General features: G+C 34.3%; 22 protein-coding genes. 5 read left to right on the top strand and 17 right to left on the bottom strand.

Going from position 1 to position 25,185, the window contains the following annotated elements:
- Window positions 1–15: 15 nt before the first annotated feature.
- The 5 genes from FS85_RS0105190 to FS85_RS0105170 all read right to left on the bottom strand — a co-directional run bounded on the left by FS85_RS0105190 (window position 16) and on the right by FS85_RS0105170 (window position 8,717).
- Window positions 16–1,341, bottom strand: coding sequence for an NAD(P)/FAD-dependent oxidoreductase (locus FS85_RS0105190; protein WP_010135031.1), 1,326 nt, complete (start codon window positions 1,339–1,341; stop codon window positions 16–18).
- 192 nt (window positions 1,342–1,533) lie between these two features.
- Window positions 1,534–2,625: an NHL repeat-containing protein gene (locus FS85_RS0105185; protein ID WP_010135030.1), complete on the bottom strand. Its 1,092-nt coding sequence runs from the start codon at window positions 2,623–2,625 to the stop codon at window positions 1,534–1,536.
- 4 nt (window positions 2,626–2,629) lie between these two features.
- The gene (locus FS85_RS0105180) at window positions 2,630–3,955 is read right to left on the bottom strand and encodes a DUF2231 domain-containing protein (protein WP_010135029.1); all 1,326 of its coding nucleotides are present in this window, start codon (window positions 3,953–3,955) and stop codon (window positions 2,630–2,632) included.
- A 16-nt stretch (window positions 3,956–3,971) separates the two neighbouring features.
- A complete protein-coding gene (locus FS85_RS0105175) occupies window positions 3,972–5,450 on the bottom strand; it encodes a DUF1501 domain-containing protein (RefSeq protein ID WP_010135028.1) in 1,479 nt (492 codons plus the stop codon).
- A 21-nt stretch (window positions 5,451–5,471) separates the two neighbouring features.
- Entirely contained in the window at window positions 5,472–8,717 is a 3,246-nt protein-coding gene (locus FS85_RS0105170; RefSeq protein WP_010135027.1) for a DUF1553 domain-containing protein, read from the bottom strand.
- 145 nt (window positions 8,718–8,862) lie between these two features.
- Between FS85_RS0105170 and FS85_RS0105165 the strand changes: the two genes are divergently transcribed.
- A complete protein-coding gene (locus FS85_RS0105165; RefSeq protein WP_010135026.1) occupies window positions 8,863–10,053 on the top strand; it encodes a helix-turn-helix domain-containing protein in 1,191 nt (396 codons plus the stop codon).
- Window positions 10,054–10,061: 8 nt separating this feature from the next.
- Here FS85_RS0105165 and arsM read toward each other — a convergent pair whose 3' ends face one another.
- The 7 genes from arsM to FS85_RS0105130 form a co-directional block, all read right to left on the bottom strand.
- Window positions 10,062–11,030: an arsenosugar biosynthesis arsenite methyltransferase ArsM gene (gene arsM, locus FS85_RS0105160; protein WP_010135024.1), complete on the bottom strand. Its 969-nt coding sequence runs from the start codon at window positions 11,028–11,030 to the stop codon at window positions 10,062–10,064.
- Between the two features lie 3 nt (window positions 11,031–11,033).
- A complete protein-coding gene (locus FS85_RS0105155) occupies window positions 11,034–11,849 on the bottom strand; it encodes a purine-nucleoside phosphorylase (protein WP_010135023.1) in 816 nt (271 codons plus the stop codon).
- Between the two features lies 1 nt (window position 11,850).
- A complete protein-coding gene (locus FS85_RS15165) occupies window positions 11,851–12,459 on the bottom strand; it encodes a TIGR04282 family arsenosugar biosynthesis glycosyltransferase (protein WP_010135022.1) in 609 nt (202 codons plus the stop codon).
- Between the two features lie 68 nt (window positions 12,460–12,527).
- Window positions 12,528–13,577, bottom strand: a complete 1,050-nt coding sequence (gene arsS, locus FS85_RS0105145) for an arsenosugar biosynthesis radical SAM (seleno)protein ArsS (RefSeq protein WP_010135021.1) — start codon at window positions 13,575–13,577, stop codon at window positions 12,528–12,530.
- 80 nt (window positions 13,578–13,657) lie between these two features.
- A complete protein-coding gene (locus tag FS85_RS0105140; protein ID WP_010135020.1) occupies window positions 13,658–13,993 on the bottom strand; it encodes an arsenosugar biosynthesis-associated peroxidase-like protein in 336 nt (111 codons plus the stop codon).
- 6 nt (window positions 13,994–13,999) lie between these two features.
- Complete coding sequence (locus FS85_RS0105135) at window positions 14,000–14,713, bottom strand: DUF547 domain-containing protein (protein ID WP_010135019.1); 714 nt, start codon at window positions 14,711–14,713, stop codon at window positions 14,000–14,002.
- Between the two features lie 46 nt (window positions 14,714–14,759).
- Window positions 14,760–15,455, bottom strand: coding sequence for a queuosine precursor transporter (locus tag FS85_RS0105130; RefSeq protein WP_010135018.1), 696 nt, complete (start codon window positions 15,453–15,455; stop codon window positions 14,760–14,762).
- 110 nt (window positions 15,456–15,565) lie between these two features.
- Between FS85_RS0105130 and fabD the strand changes: the two genes are divergently transcribed.
- Together fabD and FS85_RS0105120 are read left to right on the top strand one after the other, a co-directional pair.
- Complete coding sequence (gene fabD / locus FS85_RS0105125) at window positions 15,566–16,447, top strand: ACP S-malonyltransferase (RefSeq protein WP_010135017.1); 882 nt, start codon at window positions 15,566–15,568, stop codon at window positions 16,445–16,447.
- 767 nt (window positions 16,448–17,214) lie between these two features.
- Complete coding sequence (locus FS85_RS0105120) at window positions 17,215–17,628, top strand: hypothetical protein (RefSeq protein ID WP_010135016.1); 414 nt, start codon at window positions 17,215–17,217, stop codon at window positions 17,626–17,628.
- A 79-nt stretch (window positions 17,629–17,707) separates the two neighbouring features.
- Here the strand turns inward: FS85_RS0105120 and mqo are convergent, their stop codons facing one another.
- From mqo to FS85_RS0105100, 4 genes are all read right to left on the bottom strand, one after another.
- The gene (gene mqo / locus FS85_RS0105115) at window positions 17,708–19,069 is read right to left on the bottom strand and encodes a malate dehydrogenase (quinone) (protein WP_010135015.1); all 1,362 of its coding nucleotides are present in this window, start codon (window positions 19,067–19,069) and stop codon (window positions 17,708–17,710) included.
- 147 nt (window positions 19,070–19,216) lie between these two features.
- The gene (locus FS85_RS0105110; protein WP_139062156.1) at window positions 19,217–19,912 is read right to left on the bottom strand and encodes a 3'-5' exonuclease; all 696 of its coding nucleotides are present in this window, start codon (window positions 19,910–19,912) and stop codon (window positions 19,217–19,219) included.
- Between the two features lie 9 nt (window positions 19,913–19,921).
- Complete coding sequence (locus tag FS85_RS0105105; protein ID WP_010135012.1) at window positions 19,922–21,835, bottom strand: DUF294 nucleotidyltransferase-like domain-containing protein; 1,914 nt, start codon at window positions 21,833–21,835, stop codon at window positions 19,922–19,924.
- A gap of 3 nt (window positions 21,836–21,838) precedes the next feature.
- Window positions 21,839–22,378: an NUDIX hydrolase gene (locus FS85_RS0105100; RefSeq protein WP_010135011.1), complete on the bottom strand. Its 540-nt coding sequence runs from the start codon at window positions 22,376–22,378 to the stop codon at window positions 21,839–21,841.
- 77 nt (window positions 22,379–22,455) lie between these two features.
- Between FS85_RS0105100 and menD the strand changes: the two genes are divergently transcribed.
- A complete protein-coding gene (menD, locus tag FS85_RS0105095) occupies window positions 22,456–24,138 on the top strand; it encodes a 2-succinyl-5-enolpyruvyl-6-hydroxy-3-cyclohexene-1-carboxylic-acid synthase (protein WP_010135010.1) in 1,683 nt (560 codons plus the stop codon).
- 3 nt (window positions 24,139–24,141) lie between these two features.
- On the top strand, window positions 24,142–24,570 hold the full coding sequence (locus FS85_RS0105090; RefSeq protein WP_010135009.1) for a S1 RNA-binding domain-containing protein: 429 nt from the start codon (window positions 24,142–24,144) through the stop codon (window positions 24,568–24,570).
- Here FS85_RS0105090 and kwaA read toward each other — a convergent pair.
- On the bottom strand, window positions 24,567–25,175 hold the full coding sequence (gene kwaA / locus FS85_RS15160) for an anti-phage protein KwaA (protein ID WP_071585701.1): 609 nt from the start codon (window positions 25,173–25,175) through the stop codon (window positions 24,567–24,569). The genes FS85_RS0105090 and kwaA overlap by 4 nt on opposite strands.
- Between the last annotated feature and the right edge of the window lie 10 nt (window positions 25,176–25,185).

The following is a 25,185-nucleotide window of genomic DNA, read 5'->3' as shown; positions in this document are numbered from 1 at the left end:
ACCAAGAACAAGTAACTAAGCAAAAATTCGTTTCCAACTTTTCTTTTTAGCTTTTAAATCAGTTCCATTTTCTAAGTTGAATTTGGCTAAGATTTCATCTTCGTGTTGTGCATAGAATTCAGGATCGAAATTGGCATCTTTTAAATGTTCTAACACATGATGTACGGATTGTTTTTCATGCAACCATTGGTCAAACTTTTGGTGTCGCATTCGAATTCCAAAAGTGTTGATTCCAATAAATTCTTTAGAATCTTTGTCGTAATTAATATGGATACACTTTTTACCATCTTTGTGTTCCCAATAGAAACGAGCTTCGTTTTCTCTAGGTTTAGCCCAAACCCATCCGTAGGTTTGGTATTCAATATCCAAAAATTTAGCAGAATTAAACCACTGCCCAGGTTGGTATTCCGAGGGTTTTCCGCAAATGGTTCTTGCTACGGTCTCGCCCATCATTCTACCCGTGTACCAAACTGCCTCAATAGCTCTTCGTTCCCCAATTGCCTGGTGTTGTTGAGCACAATCTCCAATAGCATATACGTTTGGTATATTGGTTTCTAATTGTCGGTTGACTAAAACGCCTCGGTCTAAATCAATTCCTGAATCTTTTAAGAAAGATACATTGGGACTCACTCCTGCAGTCAATCCAACCAAGTTACATGCTATGGTTTCTCCTTTATCTGTCACCACCGCTTTGGCTCTTCCATTTTCATCGGATAGAATTTCTACCAAGTTGGTGTCTAAACGTAAATCGATATGATGTTCTTTAATGTGTCGGTTGATCATTTCCGACTCCTCAGCAGGCAATACCTTGTTCCAAAAACTAGTTTCGCGTACCAAAAAAGTAACAGGAATATTTTTAGAAACTAACATTTCAGCCATTTCAATTCCAATCAATCCACCCCCTACTATGACGGCTCGGTGACAATCTTTGGAATAATGGGTAATAGTATCTAAGTCTTGCTTAGAATACATTCCAGTAACCGCTTTTAAATCTTGCCCAGGCCAACCAAATTTATTTGGTTTAGATCCTGTGGCGATGATTAAATCGTCGTAATTTAAACTAGTTCCGTTGTCTAATACTAATTCTTTAGCATCGGTATTTACAGAATCTACATAGGCTTTTACCAATTCTATCCTGTTTTTTTTCCAAAACCAGTTTTCGTAAGGTTGTGTATGTTCAAATTTCATGTGACCCATAAAAATGTACATTAATGCAGTTCTAGAAAAAAAGTAATCTGTTTCTGCAGAGATGATGGTAATTTTATGATTGGACTTTTTGCGGATGTGTCTTGCAGCGGTAACCCCTGCAATTCCATTTCCTATAATTACGACGTTTTTCATAAGTAAAGCGTTTGTCTATCTCAATTTACTGTTTTTAAGTCGCAATATTTTTTAAATACTTAAAAAAAGATGATTATTTAAAGTTTGTACAAATTAGCGTTTGGGTGTAAGGAGTTAGAAATAGGATAGGTTTAATAACAAAAAAGACCCCATTTAAAAAAGAGGTCTTTTAGAAGAAATATTAGTGTAAAATTACACTCTATGCAGTTTGTAAGGATATACTTTTCCAGCATTCCACTGGCATACGTATAAGTTTTTATCGTCGTCTACACATACGTCGTGGCAGTGTTTAAAGATAGGTTCGTCTTGCAGCACCAATTCCATTTTTCCTTTTTTGTACTTTGGTTTGGTTCCTCCGGGGTTGGAAACTACTTTGTTGTTTTTATCTAGAATCGTTACAAAACCTTTGTTCATCGTCATGTTGAAGTTCCCTTCTTCCATTCCAAAACACACTCCAGAATACAAGTTCTCACCATCAATTACAGGTCTACTTACATAAGCTCCAGGAATGTAAATAGTCTCAATGTATTTACTATCTAAGGTAAAACGTTTAAAGGCATTTTTAATTCTCGCAGAACAAATCAAGGTGATGTTGTTAGGATCACGATCATCAATAGCAATTCCATGTGCTTGTTTGAATTTGTGAGGCTGTAAAAAACTGTCTCCTCCAAATTTTCTAATAAAGTTTCCTTTGCTATCGTAGTGTAACATAAACTGAGAACCATAACCATCTGCTACATAAATATCTCCGTTAGGAGCAATGGCAGTCTCGGTAGGTGTAAACTTTGCGTGTTTACCATAAACACCAGTTGTTTTAGGATTTTTTAATTCAAACAAAATTTTTCCATCCAAGGTAGTTTTGATAATTCGTCCACCGTTATCTGTGATGTATAAAAACTCCGTTCCGTTTTCATCGTGTAAGGTCAAACCATGTGCACGTTTTAAACCCAAAGTCCAACTTCCTAAAAACTTTCCAGATTTATCGTAAATGATAATGTTGTTTTTAGGATGATCGGTTAACAAAAAGATTCTTTTTTTGCTGTCCATCACCATTTCGTGACAGTTGTTTACAGGGAATTTTTGAGGGTCCAAGTTCCCCCAAGCGGTTTCTACTCGGTATTTAAAATCTCCATGACCTATAATTTTACTTTCTAATTTGGGTCTAGAAGGTAAAATTTCAAAAGTGGATGCGGCTATGGAAGGTGCAACAGCACTTGTTAGTGCTAATGCAGATGCTGATTTTATAAATTGTCTTCTTGAGTCGTTATTAGTGGTTTTATCCATGAATTTAAATACCTGTATTGATTGTTAATTTTGTTTTTGAAGCAATCTCTGTAGCTTTTTCTTTAGTGATTTGTGTTTGCCAAGCATAAACTTTTTTCAACAAAGGCATCTTGCTTAACAAAGCCAAAGCTTCATCTGTCACTGCATTTTTGTGAATGTTCAGAATTTCTAGATGCGTTAAATTACTGATTTTTTTCAAGCGTGAATCGTCTATATTGTTATTCGCTAAATTCAAATACATCAAATGATTGCATTGAGCGATAATACCTAACTCTTTCTCTGTAACGTTAAAATTGTTGAGGTTGAATTTGTAGATTTTATCCTGAACTCCTAAATCAACAATCGTTTGGAAAGACGGTCTCTTTTTTGGAGAAAGTGGTGTCATTTCTATCAAATGATTTTCTTCACTCAATAGTTTAGGATTCCAACCTGCTTGTCGTAAAGCTTGATAATCTTCATCACTAATTTTAGTGACTTTGATTTTTTCGTACAAAGGTTTTGGCGTTAAATCCAAATTGTATTGGTCTAACAACACGAATTGAATTTCATCTGGAGTATTGTCTGCAGATAGTATCAATTCTTCTCCTTTAGCAGTTTCTATCCAGTATTTTAACAAGGCCATTTCCTGATAAGTCAAACGCTCCCCTTTAGGAGGCATTAACTTTACATCAGATTTGGGTAAAATCACACGTTGAAAAATTTCATTGTTCCAAGCTTTGGTAAATAAGTAGTGTCCGCTATCTCCACCTTCTGCTAAATGAGCCAAAGAGGTTAAGTTCAAACCACCTTTCATTTTACCATCGTTGTGACAGCTGTAACATTTTTCTTCAAAAATAGGAGTAATTAAATGCTCGTAAAGTTTAATGGAATCATTTGATGCTAAACTAGAGGTTTCTTCACTTTCTTCGTTAGCGCTCATAAAAGGTTCAGTAAGATAAGTAGCACCGTGTGTTAACACACCACCATAATGTCCTGTCATTGAAATCAGCACAACAATAATAATTGCACTGGTAGCATATACTTTGTCTTTGTCAAAAAAGCGACTCCAAAGTGCAACGAGTGCAAATATAGCGGTAATAATCCCAAAGATTTTATGTAATTGTAGTACGTCAGATTCGTAACGACCTTCCCAAGACAGCAACCATCCTAAAACAGCTGCTCCAACTGATGAAAGAAATCCAAGGACTAAAATAAATAGGACACCTGATTTTAAGCTTTTCCTTTTTTCTCCTTTAAAAAAGAGATCAATCAAAAAAGCAATCATTAAAAATCCGATAGGTAAGTGTACAACTAATGGGTGCAACCTTCCTAAAAATGAAACAATATCCATAGAATGTTTTTAAAATTTACGATAAAATGTCTTTCACCACATGTCCGTGTACATCGGTCAATCTAAATCTTCTTCCTTGATGTTTGAAAGTCAATTTTTCGTGATCAATTCCTAATAAATGTAATAGAGTCGCTTGTAAATCGTGTACATGTACTCCGTTTTCTACTACATTGTAACCAAACTCATCCGTTTTTCCGTACACCATTCCTGGTTTAACACCAGCACCAGCCATCCACATACTAAAACATCCTGGATGATGGTCCCTACCGTAATTGGTAGCAGTTAATTTACCTTGAGAGAAACTTGTTCTACCAAATTCACCTCCCCAAACAACTAAAGTATCCTCTAACAGCCCACGTTGTTTTAAGTCTTGAATCAATCCAGCTGCAGCTTGATCGGTTTGTTTGGCTTTGTGTTTCATTCCACCAGGTAAATTTCCATGGTGATCCCATCCGGTATGATACAATTGGATAAATTTTACGCCACGCTCTGCCAATCTTCTTGCTTGTAAACAGTTGGCAGCAAACGTTCCTGGTTTTTTAGCATCTTCACCGTATAAATCGTAAATATGATCAGGTTCTGTTTGGGTATCAATCGCTTCTGGAACCGAACTTTGCATTTTATAAGCCATTTCGTATTGGCTAATTTTTGAATGGATTTCAGGATCTTGCCAATGATCGAACTGTTCGTTGTTCAATTGATTGATGTAATCCAACGCACGTCTTCTATCTTCTTTTTTGATTCCTTTAGGGTTACTCAAATACAACACGGCATCTTTCCCAGATCTGAATCGGACTCCTTGGTGATGCGATGGTAAAAAACCGTTCCCCCAAGCAGCAGAACTCAACGGTTGACCACCACCACCTTTGGAAACTAATACCACAAATCCCGGTAAGTTTTCGTTGTCACTTCCTAATCCATAGCTTAACCAAGAGCCAATAGAAGGTCTACCCCCTTGTTGCGATCCTGTTTGCATGAACATTACGGCTGGTTCATGATTGATCGCTTCGGTGTATACCGAATTAATCACACATAAATCATCCACTACCGAGGCAGTATGTGGAAACAATTCACTTACCCAAGCTCCTGATTGTCCGTGTTGTTTAAAATCATAAACAGATCCAGCCAAAGGGAAACTTGTTTGTCCTGCTACCATTCCAGAGTTTCTCTGAGTAGATTTTACGGAAGGTGGAATTTCTTGACCGTGCCTCTTTTGAAGTAAGGGTTTGTAATCAAAAGTCTCTAATTGCGATGGACCCCCGCTTTGAAACAAGTAGATAACCCTTTTAGCTTTGGCAGGAAAATGAGGTGACAAAATGGGTTGCCCTAAGTTCCCATTTTCAAAGTTTTGATTGTGGTTTTCTAAAAACTTTTTTGCCTGAGCCATCGTTGGGTTCATCAAAGAACTTAGTGCAATGGAACCAAAACCTAAAGAAGTCTTTTTTAGGAAGCTCCTTCTAGATTCAGAAAATTGTAGCTGTTTTAATTCGTCCATTTCTGTCTATTTCTGTCTATTTTATTTAAGGGTATATCCCTCTGTAGTGTTCATAATTCCGTTAATCACATTGGCCAAAGCAGCTGTTTTTACAGGATCTAAAGCCTTGTTTCTTTCCAAAGTTCCTGTGCTTAAATAAGCAATCGCATCGTTTGGTGTTTTGGTGAATTTGTCGAATTCCGTTTGATAAAATTCTTTAATAATTTCTGATTCCTTTTTATTCGGAGTTCTTCCTGTAGCCAATCGAAATGCTTTGGTTAATTTACTGTCGATGGTATCCGTAGTACCTACCAATTTTTCAGCTAAGACTCTGGCAGCTTCTAAATAATGAGGATCGTTTAATAAGACCAAAGCTTGTAAAGGTGTACTTGTTTGTCGTCTGTTTACGGTACAAACTCCTCTATCAGGTGCATCAAAAATTAACATGGTAGGAGGTGGACTACTGCGTTTCCAAACAGAGTAAATGCTTCTTCGGTACAGTCCTTCATTTTGTCCGTGTTTGTATTTGTATCTCCATTTTTTTGTGGTTAACTCTGACCACAATCCTTTAGGTTGATAAGGATATACACTTTCTCCACCTAGTTTGTTTACTAACAATCCGCTAATTTTTAGCGCATTGTCACGCACCATTTCGGCAGTAAAACGGTTGCTTGGAGCTCTTGCCAATAATTTGTTATCACTATCCATTTTTAGCAATTCCTCTTTTACTTTTGAGCTTTGCTGATAGGTTGCAGACATTACTATTTTCTTGTGTAATTTTTTGATGTCCCAACCAGACTCCATAAAGTCTTTAGATAGCCAGTCAAGCAATTCAGGATGTGTAGGTAAGTCTCCTTGGTTTCCAAAGTCATCCGAAGTTTTTACCAATCCTTTTCCAAAGTGCATTTGCCAAATACGATTTACAAATACTCTGGATGCTAAAGGATTCTTTTCATCAAATAACCATTGTGTCAAACCTAAACGGTTTCTAGGGAATTTTTTATCGAATTCTAAAATACTCTCTGGTGTATTTGGGCTCAATTCTTCCTCTTCAGGACTGTCGTAGTTTCCTCTGTTTAAAATATAAGTAGGTCTTGGTTCTGGTAAATCTCCCATCACCATAATTTCAGGAATAGAGTCTAACTCTTTGGTTAACGAAGTTCTTAACTCTTTTAATTTTTGATTTACAGCCAGGTTATTATTATCAATAGCACCTAAATAAAAATCTTCTACAAATTCCTGATTAGCAACCAAAGTATTCAACTGATTTGGTTCATAATTGTAAGCTACTTCCAAAGGAGATAATTGCTTGTTAAAGATTTTTAAGTTGCTATACCCACCGTTTTTGATAGGTTTTCCGTTAGAAGCTCCTAGAACAAAACCCTTAAATCCGTAAGTGTGAATATTTGGTTTAAAGTTCAAGGTTTTGTATACTTTTTGTCCATTTCTCTTTACAGGAACTGATTTTCCGTTTACGAATAAATGAATTCCTTCTGATTTTGCAGAACCATCGTAGGTTACGGTTAGGTTGATCCATTCTTTGGTTGGAAGCGAATCCAAGGCATAAGCTTCGATAGCATTTTGAGGCCAAGAACGAGCAATGATAAATTTAGGTTTGTTGTTTTCTAAGAACATCGAATACCCTTTCAATCCATTTCTTCGTCCTTCGGAATGTGCCATAATTCCTGCTTCCTCATAAATAGTATCTAAATACACATCAAAAGAAACACTAAAAGCATCCATGTGGTCGAACTTACCAATAGGCTTAGGAATGGTTATTTTAGTATAGTTGTCTATAAATGCAGCTTTCCTAGATTTTTCCTTTTTGAAAATTCCTTGAGTAATTCTGGCCTCCTTCTGATTTGGAAGTTTGCTACTAGTAGTGTGAATTACCGATTTCTTTTCCCATTTACTCTTTTTACTATGCGGTAATTTTTTAAAGTTGTTCAAAGGATAATCTGCAATCAAGTGCTTTCTATATTCGCTTTGTACCGATTTTTTAATTTGATTTGTGTTCTGAGACCATGTTTTGAAGGCTGTTTGGTTTGAACTTGCAATCTCTTGATGTAATTGATCTTCTTGAGTTTCTATTTCATTATTTAAATAGTCTAAAACTTTTTGTTTTTCATCACTTGTTAATAATAAGGACGGACCAGGAACTTGGCCGGGGCCGTAAACAGCTGTTCCTATTTCATGTGTACTATTGAAAAAGCCAAACAATTCAAAATAATTTTTTTGACTAATCGGATCGTATTTATGGTCATGGCAACGAGCACATTCCATCGTTAATCCTAAGAATGCTTTCCCGAAAGTGTTCGTTCTATCGGCAACAGCTTCTACTCTAAATTCCTCGAAAATAATTCCAGCCTCTGAATTTTTTCTGTGTAATCTATTAAAGGCAGTTGCCAAAGTTGTTTCTTGAGTGGCATTTGGGAGTAAATCTCCAGCAATCTGTTCCGTTACAAAATCCTTATAGCTTTTGTTTTGGTTAAAAGCATTGATCACCCAAGTTCTCCAAGGACTAAAATCACGATGTTTGTCATCTAAATAACCATCAGAATCTGCAAAACGAGCTACGTCTAACCACTCAGCGGTCATCCTTTCACCATACGTGTAATCTGATAGTAAACTATCTACCACTTTTTCATAAGCGTCTTCAGATGTATCGTTTACAAAATCATCTATTTCTTCTAAAGTTGGTGGAAGCCCCGTTAAGTTAAAACTCAATCTACGGATCAAGGTTTCTTTACTCGCTTTTTCTGATGGAGTCAATCCGTTTTGCTCTAATTTTTTTGCAACAAAATGGTCAATTTCATTTTTAGGCCATTTTTCTAAATCAACTTTTGGAACTTCCACTTTTTCCAAAGCAGCAAACGACCAATGCTTTTCATATTTCGCTCCTTGATCAATCCACTTGCTAATGATGGCAATTTCTCCATCTGTCATGGAAAGGTGTGAGTCTACAGGAGGCATTAAAATTTTAGTGTCTTTGGTAGTCATTCTACGAATGATTTCACTTTTTTCAGATTTGTTTGGGTAGATAGGGTAACTGCCGTCTTTTCTCTGAGCGGTTGCACCCTCATAGGTGTCCAATCTTAAATTTGCTTTCTGTTTTGCTTTGTCTGGGCCGTGACATAAAAAACACTTATCCGATAAAATAGGTCTTACATGAAAGTTATAATCAATTTCATCAGGAAGTTTACTCGTAGTTTTGTACTTGCTATCTTCATTGCACGACAAAAGAACAAGTGAAAGAGCTACAACTCCTCCAAATATTGTTTTTTTCATTGTATAAGGTAGTTCGTTGTTGTTTTGATAACTAAATTAGATTTTTATTGATAAAACAAAGGTTTAACGATATGTTAAACAGTTCAGTTAACAGTTAATTTTTTGATTTTTTAACAGTTAAACTATCTTTGATAAAAACAAAAAAATGAAAAAAATAGAGGCTGATTTTTTGCAGAAAATTTTTGAGAGTAATTCTTTTGGAAACTCAACCACTTACGAAAATTTGCTTAAGTATTTAGTTGCTTGTACTCAAAAAAGAGAAATTCCTAAAGAAACTACAATTGCCTCAGAGGTTTTTGGTAAAAATAATTTTGATCCCTCACAAAGTACTTTGATAAGGGTGTATATGTACAATCTTAGAAAAAAGCTAGAAAAATATTACGAGAATGAAGGAAAAAACGATCTTTTTATTTTGCACATCCCCAAAGGAAGTTATGAAGTAGAATTGATAAAAAGAGACAAGCCTAAAAAAAAGAATAAGAGTTTTTTTAAAATAGGATTTTTTGCTTGTTTGATTGTTTTTATAAGTGTAGCATCTTATACTTTGGTTTTCTCAAAAACAGAAAAAGCTTCTAATAGTATTCTGTTAGATGGTTTTTTTGACAATGGAAAAAATTCAATGATGATTGTTGGTGACTTTTTATTAGTAAGAGAAAATGATACCCTTCATAAAATAGCAAAAGTTCTAAGAGATAAAGATGTAAATTCAAACGAAGATTTTAAAGAGTTTGAAAAGAAAGCCAAACAAGATGTAGAGTATGAGTTGCTGAATTATTCTTTTTTATCTACAAACGCTGTCAATTGGGTAAAAGATATCAGTAGATTGTTTTATGAGCAAGATCAAGATTTTGTTATTAGAAAAATGTCTGAAGTAACTACCAAAGAAGTGAGAGATTACAATTTGTTTGTGGTTGGATTGGTTAAAACCTTTCGTTTTTTTAAAAAGTACTCTAAAAATTCAGCCATTGAGTTCATTACTGATGGTGTAGTATATACCGATCCTAACACCCAAAAAAAGTATAAATACAAACCTGGTGGTGATGCAGATTTCTATCACAAAGATTATGCTATCATAGCCAAAATACCGGGAACAAACAACAACGAGATTTATTTACTTGGTGGTATTTGGGACACTGGAGCTTCGCATAGTGTAAGCATGATTACTCATATAGAGATGCAAAAAGAAATCAAGTCCTTCTTAAAGACTGAGTTTGGAAGTATTCCTGCTTATTTTGAAATGATTATTGAAGTTAACGGATTGAATCGTATGGATTTATCAAATAATAAAATACTCCACGCAAATCCATTGGATGTAGGTGGAGTAGTGTATCAGTAGAGCAACGTTTAACAACATCCTCCACCATCGTAATGGAAAGTAGATTCAGAAATATAAATATCGTCTCTACCTAAATTTTTTAAAGCTTGTGCGGTTTTATCACAAATGGCTAAAGGTTGATTTTTTAATAAGGTATGTCCTTTTCCATCATCAAAAAAATCTTCATTGCCATAATAAATAGCAGCTTTTCCTGTAAAGATGCACGGTCCATCTTCTGGCATAGGGTCTTTAATAGCTGCTACTTCTATAGACTCTATGTAAATTAATTCATCCGTTGGATAATTTTTAGGGTCTAAAATTCGATAAGGTTTTCTAGCTCTAATTTCTATGGTTCCAAAACCTGCATCTGTTAATGCTTTTACATAATCAGCTATAGGTAAACTTCCACTTAAACACAAGGCACGCAAACGTTCATCATTTCTAAGTGTTTCGTTCATTTCTTGCTCGCAAGTAGGATCACTCATTACCAAACGACCATGAGGTTTTAACACTCGGTACATTTCTGCAATTGCTTTTTGTAACTCCTCAGCTTTAAAAATATTGAACAAACAATTTTGTGCAGCTACATCAATAGAGTTGTCATCAACAGGTAAGTTTAGAGCATCTCCTTTTCTTAAGTCGACAAATTCTTTGCGAAACCAATCGTTTTTTTCTTCGGCTTCTATAAAATTTTTGGCAGAGGCTTCTAACATTTCATCAACAACATCTACACCAACAACGCCACTTTTTTGACGAGAAAAATAAGCGAATTGTAATAATTCCATTCCGCCACCTACACCTACGTATAGTATTTTTGGATTTTTAGACAAATCACGAGCATGCACTGTAGAACCACAACCGTAGTTCATTTCTTGCATAATTTTAGGAATGGTTAATCCTGGCAATTCCCATATCGGGTTGGTGGTACAACATAAACCTACGTCTGGGGTAAGTGCTGCTTCTTTGTATACATTTTTGGTAGTTTCTAAATAATTCATGTTTTATAATGTTTTTAACAGCTCTTTGATAAGAATTGTTAGTTGAGGCTCTGCTTTGGCAGCCATTTCAAAAATTTCAGGAATGTTGATAGGATTTAAATTTTCCGGATCACATTCATCTGTCAATACAGAAATTGCAGCACATGGCAATCCTATTTGATTGGCAACTATAACCTCTGGAACCGTACTCATTCCCACAGCATCAGCTCCTATAATTTTTAAATAGCGATATTCTGCACGAGTTTCTAACTGAGGACCTACTACTGATGCATAAACTCCTTTATGAAGATTGATGTTGTTATTTGTAGCTATTTGGACTATTCTGTTGTTTAAAGTTTTGTTGTAAGGAGCAGACATGTCAACAAAAATATTCCCAAAATCTTTAGCATTTTTAAAGGCTAGAGGAGAACCTCCTTGTAAATTGATATGATCTTCTATTAACATTAGCTCTCCTTTGTTAAAACCTAAATTTATAGCACCAGCAGCATTGGTAATTAATAATTGCTCTACTCCTAAGGCTTGCATTACTCTAACTCCGTAAGTTATTTCGTTAAAATTATAACCTTCGTAAGCATGAAAACGACCACTCATAACCACAACTTGTTGGTTTTCTATAGTTCCAAAAATTAGTTTACCAGCATGAGATTCTAAAGTAGCACTTACAAAATGAGGAATGTCTTCGTAGTTAATGACTCTTTGTATATCAATTTCATCTACCAACTTAGCCAACCCTGTTCCCAAAACAATTCCTGTTTTTGGAGTTGTAATTCCTTGTTTGTGTATAAAGTTTACACTTTCTCTAATGTGTTCTAAAGTCATTTTATTTATAATTTTTTACATGGTGGAACAGCGGAGAATCCTCTTCTATGTCGTTTAAATAATCAATATCGTTGAGTTCTTCTAACAAATAAACTTCGTCGTTTTCAAAATCTTTTAAAGTGTCGGTTAACACAGTGTCTGTGCTCCATTGTTTGTTGATAAATACATCTGTTCTAGGTTCATTCAACCCCAATAAATAGTAGCCTCCATCTTCTGATGGTCCTAAAACATTTTGTTGTTGTACTTGATCAAAAGCTTCTTCTAAAATTTCCTTATTTAAAGTAGCTACATCGCTACCAATAACCACAACTTCTAAATAACCTGTAGCAAAAGCTTTAAGAACTGCCGATTGCATTTTTTGTCCTAGATTACCTTCTGCTTGAATCATTTTCATAAAACCTCCGTCGTCCCAAAGGTCATCAAATTCAATTTCATCGGTATAAAATACCCATTTGTCTACCTCTAAATTTTTGGTAATTTTATGAGTATGTGCTAATAAATCTTTATAAACAGCCAAAGCAGTTTCGTCAGAAGTGTCTTTAGCCAAACGTGTTTTTACTTTTCCTAGTTCAGGTTTGCGTATGAATATAATTAAGAGTTGGTTTTTCATGATAGTCACGAGCCTTTAGCTTATGGCGTTAAGTTTGTATATTTAGATTGATATTTTGTGAACAAGAATTAAGCAAACGTACCCTGGCAACTGCTACCTGCACCTGCTGTGCATCCGTAGCAATGTTGAGAAACTACAATGTGTCTTTTGCTCAATGCATCTGCATTAAACTCTGATAGGTGTTTTCCTTTGGTAGCTACTTTTAAGTCTAGTTGTTGATTGAAATCGCAATCGTATAAATTTCCATTCCAATCTATAGAAATGGTGTTTTTGCACATCACACCCTCTACGGCAGCAGGGTTGTATGCATTTACTAGCTCGTCCATATAATCTTCGTAGTTCTCAGAAGCCACTAAGAATTCTAAAAAACGACTGATAGGTAAATTGGTTATGGCAAATAATTGATTGAAATGAATGCCAAAATCTTCTTTTAAAGCGGTTTTAAATTCTTGTTCTAATTCAGCTTGATTTCCTGGTAAAAAAGCTCCTGATGGATTGTACACCAAATCTAATTTTAGTCCAGACCCTTCGATTCCGTATCCGACTTTATTCAATTCTTTTAAGGCTTCAATAGAAGCATCAAACACACCGTTTCCTCTTTGTTTGTCTGTTTGGCCACGTTTGTAAAAAGGTAAAGAAGATACCACGTGTACGTTGTGTTTTTTAAAAAAAATAGGCAAATCGTAGTATTTTTTGTTGGCACGAATAATGGTTAAATTAGATCGTACAATAAAATCTTGTACACCAATTTTACTAGCTTCTTCTACAAACCACCTAAAGTTAGGGTTCATTTCAGGAGCTCCTCCTGTTAAATCTAAAGTGGTGGCTCCAGACTCTTTTAGTTTGTCCAAGCACAATTGCATGGTTTCTTGGGTCATGATTTCTTTTCTGTCTGGACCTGCATCTACATGGCAGTGTGTACAAACTTGATTGCACATATACCCTATATTGACCTGAAAAATTTCAAGCTTGTTAGGCACTAAGGGAAATTGATGGGTTTCTGAAACTTTTTGTTTAAAAGTTGGGAGTTCACCGCTGGCAAAAATTCCATTGTTAAATAAGGCCAATTGGTTTTTAGGATTTGCTAGGCTATCTTTTCTTTTTGCGAGTGATTTCATTTTCTAGTACTAAGTATTGAGTATTAAGTACCGAGTTTCTGTAGTACGTTTGTTTTGTACTAACTACTCTGTACTAATTTCTAAAACGATAGTTTATCGTATTTTTTCATCATTTGTACACTGTGTACCAACGTTGCTCCAGATTTTATGGCAGCAGCCACATGCACAGCTTCCATCATTTCTTCACGTTCCAAACCGCGTTTAAGTCCATCTGAAGTATAGGCATCTATACAATATGCGCATTGTACGGTATGCGATACTGCTAAGGCAATTAACGATTTTTCTCTTGCAGTTAGTGCACCATCCTCGAATACCTTTCCGTAATACTCAAAAAATTTTTCTCCTAATTCCTGATCCCATTCGCTAATTTTTCCGAAGTCTTTTAAATCTTTTGGATCGTAATATGTTTTTTGCATGCTTTTTTATTTTTGTGAATTTAATGTCCAATTGTACTCTAAATAATTAATGGTAGCATTGGGATTGATATGTATCTTGCTGTATTGGTTGATAAAAGTAATCAAATCTGAATGTTGGGTAAAATCATCTAAAAACCAATTAAAAATTTGAGACAAATTAATCGTGTTTTTTGTAAGTACATTTCTTTGAGGGTTGTTGATGAAGTTTAGCATTCCCTTGGTAAGCAATTCATCAATATTATTTTCTGTAAAAGCTACATTGGGCAATGCAGGACAGGAAACAGAAGCACAATTAACTCCCACGTGAATTTTAGGATCTTTATACTGCTTTCTTAAAATTTCATGTTCAATATAATTGAGTGTGTATGTCTTGCTAGCTACTTTTACAAAAGGAATTTCCCAAGCGTTTTTTTTATTTTGTTTGATGTCTTTGATTGATGTTAAGGGATAATTGTCTAAAATCAATTTGATAGTGTATGCGTTGTAAGCGTTTATCCAAAGGGCTTTTTGTGCTTTTTTTGATGGGAGCTTATTAAAATTAAGCTGTGCTAAGTAAGTTAGGTACAAGTCTAATTGAGAAGAATCTTTAGACAATCCTCTATAGTCTACTTCGCCTTTAGTATTTACAAATTTTTGTAAGAGATTATTCCAAACTTTGGTTTGAGAGTGCAATACTGAAATGTGTATTAAAAAGCAAAAAGCAAAAAGGATTGATTTCATAAAAATCTATTTAATTAGTGCTTTAGTGGGGGGATTTATAGAATCATTACAAAAGCAATTCAGTAATTTCTTGTTGGGGGGCTAAGTTGAATTTTCTTTTCATATAATACACAATGGCATATAAAAAAGGAGTGTCGAGTATGGCTACAATAACTTTGTATAAAAAACCACTAAAAACTAGGGAAGGAAAAGAACTCCATTGCAACACCTCAAAAGCACATAACAGTCCTACAACTAGTGCAGTATCTAAAAGTTGAGATGAAAATGTAGAAAAGTTATTTCGAATCCACAAATGCCTTCCTTTTGTGTAATTTTTCCAGAAGTGATAAATGCGGATGTCTACAAATTGTGCAGCCAAATACGCCAACATTGATGCTAAAACCCCTAATGGAGATAGACCAAACACCTTACTAAAAGTAAGATTGTCTATAGGAGAGTTGCTAATGGCAGGAGCGGTATTGGCCACCCAAATAATCAACATAGAAAAAACGGAAGCAAAAATTCCAGCAATCACTACCTGATTGGCTTTTTTCTTTCCGTAAATTTCAGAAATAGTATCTGTAATTAGGAATGTAATCGGGTAGGGAAGTAATCCTACCGAGATTTCAAAACGATACCAGCCAAAAGGGTTCCAGTAAATAAATTTTTGAAAAATTAAATTGCACACTACCAATGAGGTGATAAAAATAGAGGCAAGGATTAAAAAAATTATTCCAGCTTGTTTCTCTTGTTTTTCAGTCATATTTTGCATCTCTTGTTTAAAGCTAAAAGTAGAACTCTTTGTTTGAACAACAATCCTTTTGAACGTTTTTTGTTACTTTTGTCCCACAAAATTTAGAAAAACTATTTTTTATGAAAGCATATGTATTTCCTGGACAAGGAGCACAGTTTACCGGAATGGGTAAAGACTTGTACGAAAACTCTCCTTTGGCTAAGGAATTGTTCGAACAGGCTAATGAAATTTTAGGATTTGATATTACTAAAATTATGTTTGAAGGTTCTGCTGAAGATTTAAAACAAACCAATGTAACTCAACCAGCGGTGTTTTTACACTCTGTAATTTTGGCCAAAGTTTTAGGAGAAGATTTTAAAGCAGATATGGTTGCTGGACATTCTTTAGGGGAATTGTCTGCTTTGGTAGCTAACGGAACTTTGTCTTTTGAAGACGGATTAAAATTGGTAGCCAAACGTGCAGATGCCATGCAAAAAGCATGCGAATTACAAGCAGGAACAATGGCTGCAATTTTAGGTTTAGAAGATGCAGTAGTAGAAGAAATTTGTGCAGCAATTGAAGGAGATGTAGTGGCTGCCAACTACAATTGTCCGGGGCAATTGGTGATTTCTGGAGAGTTAGAAGCTGTAAAAGCTGCCTGCGAACTGGCTACAGAAAAAGGTGCTCGTAGAGCGTTGTTATTACCTGTCGGGGGGGCTTTCCATTCGCCATTAATGGCACCTGCAAAAGAGGAATTGGCTGCAGCAATAGAAGCAACTCAATTTAACCAGCCATCTTGTCCAGTTTATCAAAATGTGGTAGCAAAGGCAGTTACCAATCCAGCAGAAATTAAAGAAAATTTAATTGCTCAGTTAACAGGTGCAGTAAAATGGACACAATGTGCACAAGCTATGATTGCAGATGGGGCTACTGAAGTAATTGAAGTTGGACCTGGAAAAGTATTGCAAGGTTTGTTTGCAAAAATAGATAGATCTGTGGCAAGAAGTAGTGCCGAAATCTAAAAAACATCATGAATAATTTTTAAAAGCCTCAACACAAAGTTGAGGCTTTTTGTTTATTGTTAGATCTATTTTGATACGAAGAATTGTGTAAACATTTTTACAAGCATAGAACGCTTTTCTGTATAAATTTCTTGAGCTATAAGATTTTCTACTAAAAACAGTAGATGTACAGGTAAAGTTAAGTTGTTAAACAACTCGTAAATAACTGAAGTAGGTATGGATTTTATCCATAAGTCCCTAATAAATCAGTAAATAAAAGTAGAAAAAAAGTAGATGACAATTCAATTTTTTAATTGTATTTAGATTTTATCATTGGCAGACAAATAAGTTAATACAAGCTGTACTGTAAGTGAAAATAGTTTATAAAGTGTTGCTATTTAGTGGTTAAGGTTTTTGGGATAGATGCTAATAAAGACAGGTTTTAGAGTTTTGATAGTGAAACAAGAGAAACTTGTACCAAACTTAACCAACAATAAAAGTTACCATGCTTTGGTTTAAAATTACACTTTAGATAATTTGAGTCAATTAGTTTTTACAAGATTGGTTGTATATTTTTTAAACCAAAATTCCATAAATCTATATATATGTGTTAGTAAAATACTGAATATACATGCTTTACAGTACGTTTTTAAGATGTTTGTATCTAGATTTTGTTTATTTGTTTCTCTTTTTTTGCTTTTTTTTAAGCAATTTTAAAAAGTCCTGTAATACGATAAGCTAATCTTATTTTGCTAGGATACAAAACAACTTTTTAAAGCTTAGATTGAATGAAAAATATAAATGTATACTTGGGAGTTATTTTTTTGATACTCTTAACTACGGGATGTAACAAAGCTACAAGAGCAACAGAATTAAAAAAGAACAGCAATTTACAAGGAACATACAAAGGTGTTTTTACTGATGAAAACAAGAAAAAAGCTCCAGTTAATATCAAACTATTCGACACCAAATTTTCTGGATATAGTGAAACATCACCAGATTTTCCAACAGTAAGGTTTGGTACTTACATTGTCAACTCTCAAGAAAAATCGATCACTTTTATTAATGAATCCGTGGTAGATGATCAGAATAAAAAATCGTATGTGTTAAACGGACATTGGAAATATAGCCTACAAGACACTTTGTTAATGCTTAATAATGACAAAAATCAGGAGTATAAGCTGTATAAAAAATCAGAATAAATTAATTTTTTGCGTTATAATTACAAAAAGGCTGTCTGAATTGAATTCAAACAGCCTTTTTTATTTGAGTGTATTTGTTTTAATTAAAACATTTTTCCATTACATTTTTCATTACCGAATAAGAGGTTGATGCACCAGGAGAAGCTCCTAACAATCCTGCAATAGATTTGTCTCTAGAAACAATAACTTCTGTTCCAAATTCCAATTTCCCTTTACCATTTTTATCCTTTTTTATAATTTGTACACGTTGTCCAGCAACAACAACTTTCCAGTCTTCATCTTTGGCCTCAGGATAAAATTCTCGTAACATATTCATACGGTCTTCAAAACTCAACTTTACCTGTTTGATTAAGTATCCTACCAAAGGTAAGTTTTTGTATCCAGCTCCTAACAAACTCATGATATTGTCAAATTCCACAGATTTTGGTAAATCAAATACAGAACCGTGTTTTAAAAATTTAGTGGTAAATCCAGCATACGGACCAAAAAGTAATTCTTTTCTACCGTTAATTACACGAGTATCCATATGTGGAACAGACATTGGTGGCGATCCTTTTTTTGCTTTTCCATATACTTTTGCTTGATGCTGTTCTATAATTTCTGGATTGGTACAACGCAACCACAATCCGCTAATAGGAAAACCTCCGTATCCTCTGGCCTCTCTAATTCCTGATTTTTCCAACAAAGGTAAAGCACCCCCACCAGCACCAACAAACACATAATTACTAACAATTTTCCAGTGTTTACCTACATTCTGACCTTTTACACTTAACAACCAACGTTTATTGTCTGTTTTTTGTAGATTGATGACATTGCTGTTTTTTATCAAACTTACATTAGGTTGCTTGTCTAAAAACCTAAAAATTTGCTCGGCTACTTCTCCAAAATTCACATCGTAACCATTTTCAAAAAAGGTGGCCGCAATGCTAGATCTTTTGCTTCTTCCTTGAGTCATTAAAGGAATCCATTTTTCTATTTCTTCTTTATCAGTAGAAAATTTCATTCCTTTAAAATATTCAGTGTCTTTTAATACCTGATATCTTTTTTCTAAAAATTCAACATCTTTTTTACCGCTAACAAAACTTATGTGTGGTACGGAAGAAATACATTTTGATAGGTTTTGAATGTATCCTTTGTCTGCACAATCTTTCCAAAAATCTAAAGTTTCATAAAACTGTTGAGCTGTTTTTAATGCTTTGGCAGGATCAATAGCTCCGTCTTTTTCAGGAGTGTAGTTTAGTTCACAGTTTCCAGCATGTCCCGTTCCAGCGTTGTTCCAAGCTTCGGAACTTTCTTCAGCCATTTTGGGAAGTTTTTCAATAACAGTAATTTTTTTACCAGGGAATTTTTCAAAAAGTAAGATGGCAAGTGTAGCACTCATAATTCCACCTCCAATTAAAACAAATTCCGAATGTTTGATTGTTTGCGTTGTTTTGGGCATTTTTAAAACCTATAAATTTTGGATGCAAAGATAGTGTGTTTCTTTTGATTAGACAGCCAATCCTTTGGTTTAGATGTATTGCAAGGGCTATGAAATAGAAAATTTAACGAAAACGTTATAATTTTTAAAAAAGTAAACAGCAGAAGTTTAATATTTTATTTTAGGAACATAAAACAGGTCTTTTAATCGCATGTCTTTATTTTTATTTAGCTTACCTAAAATTTTAAAAAACACCAAAGCGGTTAAAAAAGCATCTCCATATGCGGTATGTCTGTCTTTTTTTTGGATGTTTAGTTCGTCACAAACCTCGTCTAATGAGTAAATTTTATTATGCAGTTCCGCATACAATTCATGCTTCGTTTTTTTAAATAAAACCCCAGTATCTAATGTTTTGTTTTTGAGCTTGGGTAGTCCCATTCTTTTTAGTGCGTAGTTAACACAACCAACATCAAAACCTACATGGTGGCCTACCAAAATGGCACCCTCTATGTATTTTAAAAAATCTTTAATTACTTCTTCTTCAGAGTGTTTGGTGTATTTTCCATTTCTTAACAAACCGTGAATTTCAGCACTTTCTCGGCTATAAATATCTTGTTCTAAATAACGTTCAAAACTGTTTTTTATGTCTATTTCATTGTTCACAATAGTAACAGCTCCCATAGATAGTATGCGGTCTGTTTTGGGAGTAAGTCCAGAGGTTTCGCAATCAAACACTACAAATTTAGAATGCTGAATGTCCTTTTTTTTGATTCCTTTTAGGGTTTCTTTATAGTTTTTCCAGAAAGGAGGTAGGTTTTTTCTGTTCAAATAATAATTGAACGTTTTTACAATAGACTTCCACATAGGCATATGTTATATAATTCCCTGAAAACGTACAGTAAGCAATTCTTGTATACTTTTGATGGGTTTAAAACATCGTCTTAGCTTTACTTTGTCGGATTTAGAAAGTGTTTCGAGTTTGATGAATTTCCCGTCATCTTCTCCTAATGTAGCCAATCCGTTTTTTGTTTTAAATTTTAGCAAGGCTTTAAAAGCATAAGCACAAGCTTCGTATACTTCTGCATTTTGAGGTTCTAACTCTCTTAGTTTGTAATAACGCTCTGCTGTATTATTAATGCCTATTAAATTATGATGTAGCGTTAAAATTCTAGCAGCATCAATCAAAGGCATCATAGCTCTTTGTTTGATGTTAAACTGATCTTTATGTGCTCCGTCTTGATCTACTAAAAACTGTCTAAAAAATCCTATAGGGCTTGGGTTTTTTAATGCATCTTGAGCCATAAACATAAAAAATCTTGAGTTGTTAGGAGTGTGGCTGTACACCATGTTAGACATCTCGTCAATCAAGTATTTTTGTCCATAAACAAAGTTAAAATCAAAAAAAACAGAAGAGAGTAAAATGGATTTTTCAGTTGGGTTGTGAATCCAGTTTTTAAATTTTTCTTGCCATTCTTTTCTAGACAAACACCAAGTAGGGTTGCTAGCCATCATTTCTGCAGGGCAGTATTCGTAACCAATGGTGTGCAAGTTTTTGGTGATGATATTAGCCAGCTCTATAAAAATAGAACGGGTTTCTTCTAACTTTTCATCCGCTACGTTCTCAAAAATAATTCCATTATCTTGATCAGTCGGAACAAGTTGTTCTTTTCTAGCTTGACTTCCCATAGAAAATAAAGCAAAATTTACAGGAGGCACTTTGGTAAAATCGCTAAGAGAAAGTTCTACCGCTTTTTGGTTGATAGATTCATTTAGTTCCGCTACCACGGTGCTAGTGTGTGTAAAAGAAATTTTTTGATCTATGTAGCGTCTTAGTAGTTGGTTTAGCTGTTGTCGGATATCTCTAAGTCTTGAAATACTTCTCGCTCTGCTAATCTGTTTCATCAACACCGCAGGATTGTTACTTAACGAGGCTACGATTTCTTGCTGGGTTAACATTCCTAACATTTTGCTTTCTGGCGTACCATCTTGTGTAATACAAAGATGCTCTACCTTGTTTTTTAGCATAATAATTTGAGCTTCTGCAATAGATACATCAGGAGAGGCTGTAATAACAGGAGCAATCATAATGCGGGTTACATTTTCTTTAATATCATGTTTGCCTGTAGCAATGGTGTGCATTAATTGTTTGTTGGTAATAACACCAATAGGATGCTCTTTTTGCAAAATAAAAATAGAGCTGATTTTTTCATCACTCATTTTTAGTGCAGCATGTTGCACGGTGTCTTTATAAGAACACCAAGCGGCAGGAGTAGTAAGGTTTTCTATCTTAGAACTAAAATAATCTGTTTGGGTGGTTCGCTTGTAATCGGCAAAAATGGTATTGTTGTCTTCCTGAGAAAATCTTGCAGGAGAGTTACTCGCAAAACGTGTGATGAGGTATTTATTAATCTCAGCATTGTTTTCAAATTGCTGATTGAATGTTTTTATAGGGATGCCATATACAATAGACTCTTCGTAAGCTTTGGCAGTTACATTGTAGTTTTCATTTACAATTAAAGGTCTTAAGCCTAGTACATCTCCTTCATCACAAATTTCAATTTCAACGGTATTTTCTCCTTCTTGTCTGTAAATTCGGATGGCTCCTTGATTTACAATATAAAAATGTTCTTTTGCTGGTTTTCCTTGCGAGTAGAGTGTTTCGTCTTTGTCTACATAAATTACTTTGGTTTCTACAGCAAGTTTGTACAAATCAGAATAAGAAACACTGTCAAACGGAGGATAGGTTTTTAGAAAGTCTAAAATTCTTTCTGCTAAGCTATTTTTCATAAGCTAAAATCTTTCTTGAATTTGTTGTAAGATAAATTGGTAATAGGCTTTGGGATGTGGAACAAAATCAGCAAATCTGCTAATTTTTTCTTTAAGTACATCAATAGGTAGCCATTGTACTTCTTCAACTTCTTCTTTTTGCAAAGTTAATTCATTAATAGCAACAGAGGTTTGTGTTACAAAAAGATGGTGAATTTCATGATCTATTATTCCATTAGCATGGCTGTGTTTGTCTTCCCAAATACCCAAATACTCTAAATCAATAGCAGAGATTGATAAGCCAATTTCTTCTTGCGTTTCTCTAATTACGGCTGATAAAGGAAGTTCTCCTGATGCAATGTGTCCAGCAACAGAAACATCCCACAGGTTAGGGAAAATAGTTTTAGAAGCTTTTCTTTTTTGTACCAAAATCTGTTGTTGGGTATTGTAACACCAAAGATGTACACTACCGTGTAGAATTCCGTTTTGATGAGCAAAACTTTTCATACAAGCATTGCCTGTAGGTTGTCCTTTTAGGTTTACAATGTCGATTAATTCATCCATAAAAAAGAAACATTATACACGTAAAGATACTATCTTTTTATTTGTAATTTTGCATCCTTACTTTGATAAAATAAGGTATGGTATATCCTAAAAATAAATTAGCTCAGGTAGTTATTGCCTCATCGGTTGCCAATCAGTTAGCTGATGTTGTTATTTCTCCTGGTTCTAGAAATGCACCTTTAACTATTGGGTTTTCGGCTGTAGAAAATATACAAACTCACAGTATTGTCGATGAACGTTGTGCGGCTTTTGTGGCTTTAGGGATGTCTCAAAAAACAAATCACACAACGGCTGTTTTGTGTTCTTCAGGTTCAGCATTGCTTAACTATTATCCAGCTGTTGCTGAAGCTTTTTATAGCCATATTCCTTTGGTGATTATTTCTGCCGATAGACCTAAGAATAAAATTGATATAGGTGACGGGCAAACCATACGTCAAGAAGGGGTTTTTGGCAATCACATCTTGTTTCAGGCCAATTTGAAAGAAATTCAGAATCAAGAAGATGAAACATGGAATAAAGAGCTTTTATTTAAAGCCTATCAAACAGCCAAGGAGCAAAAAGGACCAGTACACATTAACGTACCTTTTGAAGAACCTTTGTACGATTTGGTAAATGAACTAAAAACATATCCTGAAATTCTAGTACCAGAGGCTCAAGAGATACAAGAAGAATTATTAGATGAGCAAACCTTGGTAACGTTTTCTAAAGAATGGAATTCTGCAAACAAGAAGTTGGTTTTGGTAGGCGTACACCAACCAGATGAATTGTTGCAAGAACAAATCAATCACTTATTAAAAGATCCGTCTGTTTTGGTCTTTACTGAAACTACCTCTAACTTAGACAACCAAGGAGTAGTGAATAGTATTGATCAGTTTTTGGCCGGACTTTCTGATGAGGAAAAACAAGAATTAAAACCAGATATTTTACTAAGTATTGGGGGGATGGTTGTGTCTAAAAGGATTAAACAATATTTAAGAACTTTCTCTCCTAAAGCACATTGGGTAGTGCATCCACATGTAGGTTATGATACGTATTTTTGCTTGTCTCATCATTTTAAAAATTCTGCAACCCTGTTTTTTAGTCAGTTTTTTTGGAGAACAGAAAAGGTAGGAAGCACTTATCAGCTTTTTGGATTGTCTATTAAAGAAAAAAGAAAAGCAGCTCATAATAATTATCTTTTAAAAGCTCCGTATACAGATTTTTCTGTTTTTGATTGTATCAACCAATCGTTGCCAAAAAACACTATACTTCAGTTGGCCAACAGTGCAACTATAAGGTATGCACAATTGTTTGATATTTCTAAAGGTATAAAAGTGTTTTGTAATAGAGGGACCAGTGGTATAGACGGAAGTACATCAACCGCTGTAGGTTACGCTATAAAGACACAAGAACAAGTGGTTTTAGTTACGGGAGATTTAAGTTTTTTGTACGATAGTAATGCTTTGTGGAACTCTGAAATACCTAAAAATTTTAGAATTATTGTAGTAAATAATAATGGAGGTGGTATTTTTAAAATTCTTCCAGGTCCAAAACAAACACAAGCTTTGCCTTATTTTGAAACTCCACATGGACTCACAGCAGAAAATTTGGCAAAAATGTACGGGTTTAATTACCTTAAAGCAGAGAATAAAAAAGAACTTAGTAAGCAACTAAAAAGTTTTTATAAAGTAGAAAATAAACCTAAATTACTTGAGGTTTTTACACCTAGTGATTTGAACGATAGTGTGTTGGTAGCATACTTTGAAAATTTTAAAAAATAAATAATGGAAGAATTTGAAGTAGGACAAGAAGTAGAGATTATTATAGGAAGTTTTTCTAAAATAGGAATTACCGTTTTGGTTGATGAGTTTTGTGAGGGAATGTTGTACACCAATGAAGTTTACCAACGTTTGGAAGAAGGGCAGCGATTAAAGGCATACGTAAAAAAGATTAGAGAAGATGGAAAGCTGGATTTGTCTCTACAACCATTGGGTTTTAGAAATAGTATTACCAAGTTCCAGGTTCAGGTTTTAAATGCTCTAAAAGCACACAACGGTTTTTTACCTTTAACCGATAAATCTAGCCCAGAAACTATAAAGTATGAACTAGGAATGAGTAAAAAAGCATTTAAAAATGCTATTGGTGGACTTTATAAAAATAAAGTGGTAGACTTGGAGGAAAACGGAATTCGTCTAAAAGTTTATGAAGTTTAACTGACCAAACCTCGATTGGTGGTAATTTCTGTTTGATTGTCTGATTTGATGGCAAAAAAGATATTATCGCTAATATGCTTGGTTTCAATCAAATCATCTAGTTTTAAAGAATCTTTAGAAATTAAAATAATGTGTTTGTTTTTAGAGGTATTTACTTTGTAAATATGATATCCCAATAGTGCTAATGTAGGGTTGTTGTAAAAAATGTTGGTCTTTACATAGATAACTCCAATGATTAAAATAATTAAGACAAACATCAATCCGTTACGATCTTTTTCTAAATCAAAATCCAAATCAAAACTAAGTAGCGGTACAATATAGGTAACTAAAAACGTTAAATGTTCCCAGTTGTGATTTTCTAAGTTGATAATTTTTTCTGGCAAAGATTTTGAGCCTGTTATGATGTATTTAAACTTGTAGTAGAATAAAAAACCAGAACAAATAAAAACAAGACAAGTGATAGGAATCAAATTGTCCATGACAAGCTGTTTGAGTTCAATCTCTTCACAGTCGAATAAACAAAGAGGGATATTAACTTTGTTTACAAACAGTAAAAGAAATAGAAGCCACAGGGATAGGATATATAATTGAATTTTTAATAACATTTTTCAATTT

Source organism: Ochrovirga pacifica, from assembly GCF_000220525.1.
In the GTDB taxonomy this organism is placed as follows: domain Bacteria; phylum Bacteroidota; class Bacteroidia; order Flavobacteriales; family Flavobacteriaceae; genus Ochrovirga; species Ochrovirga pacifica.
This window is presented reverse-complemented; position numbering and strand designations above follow the sequence as displayed.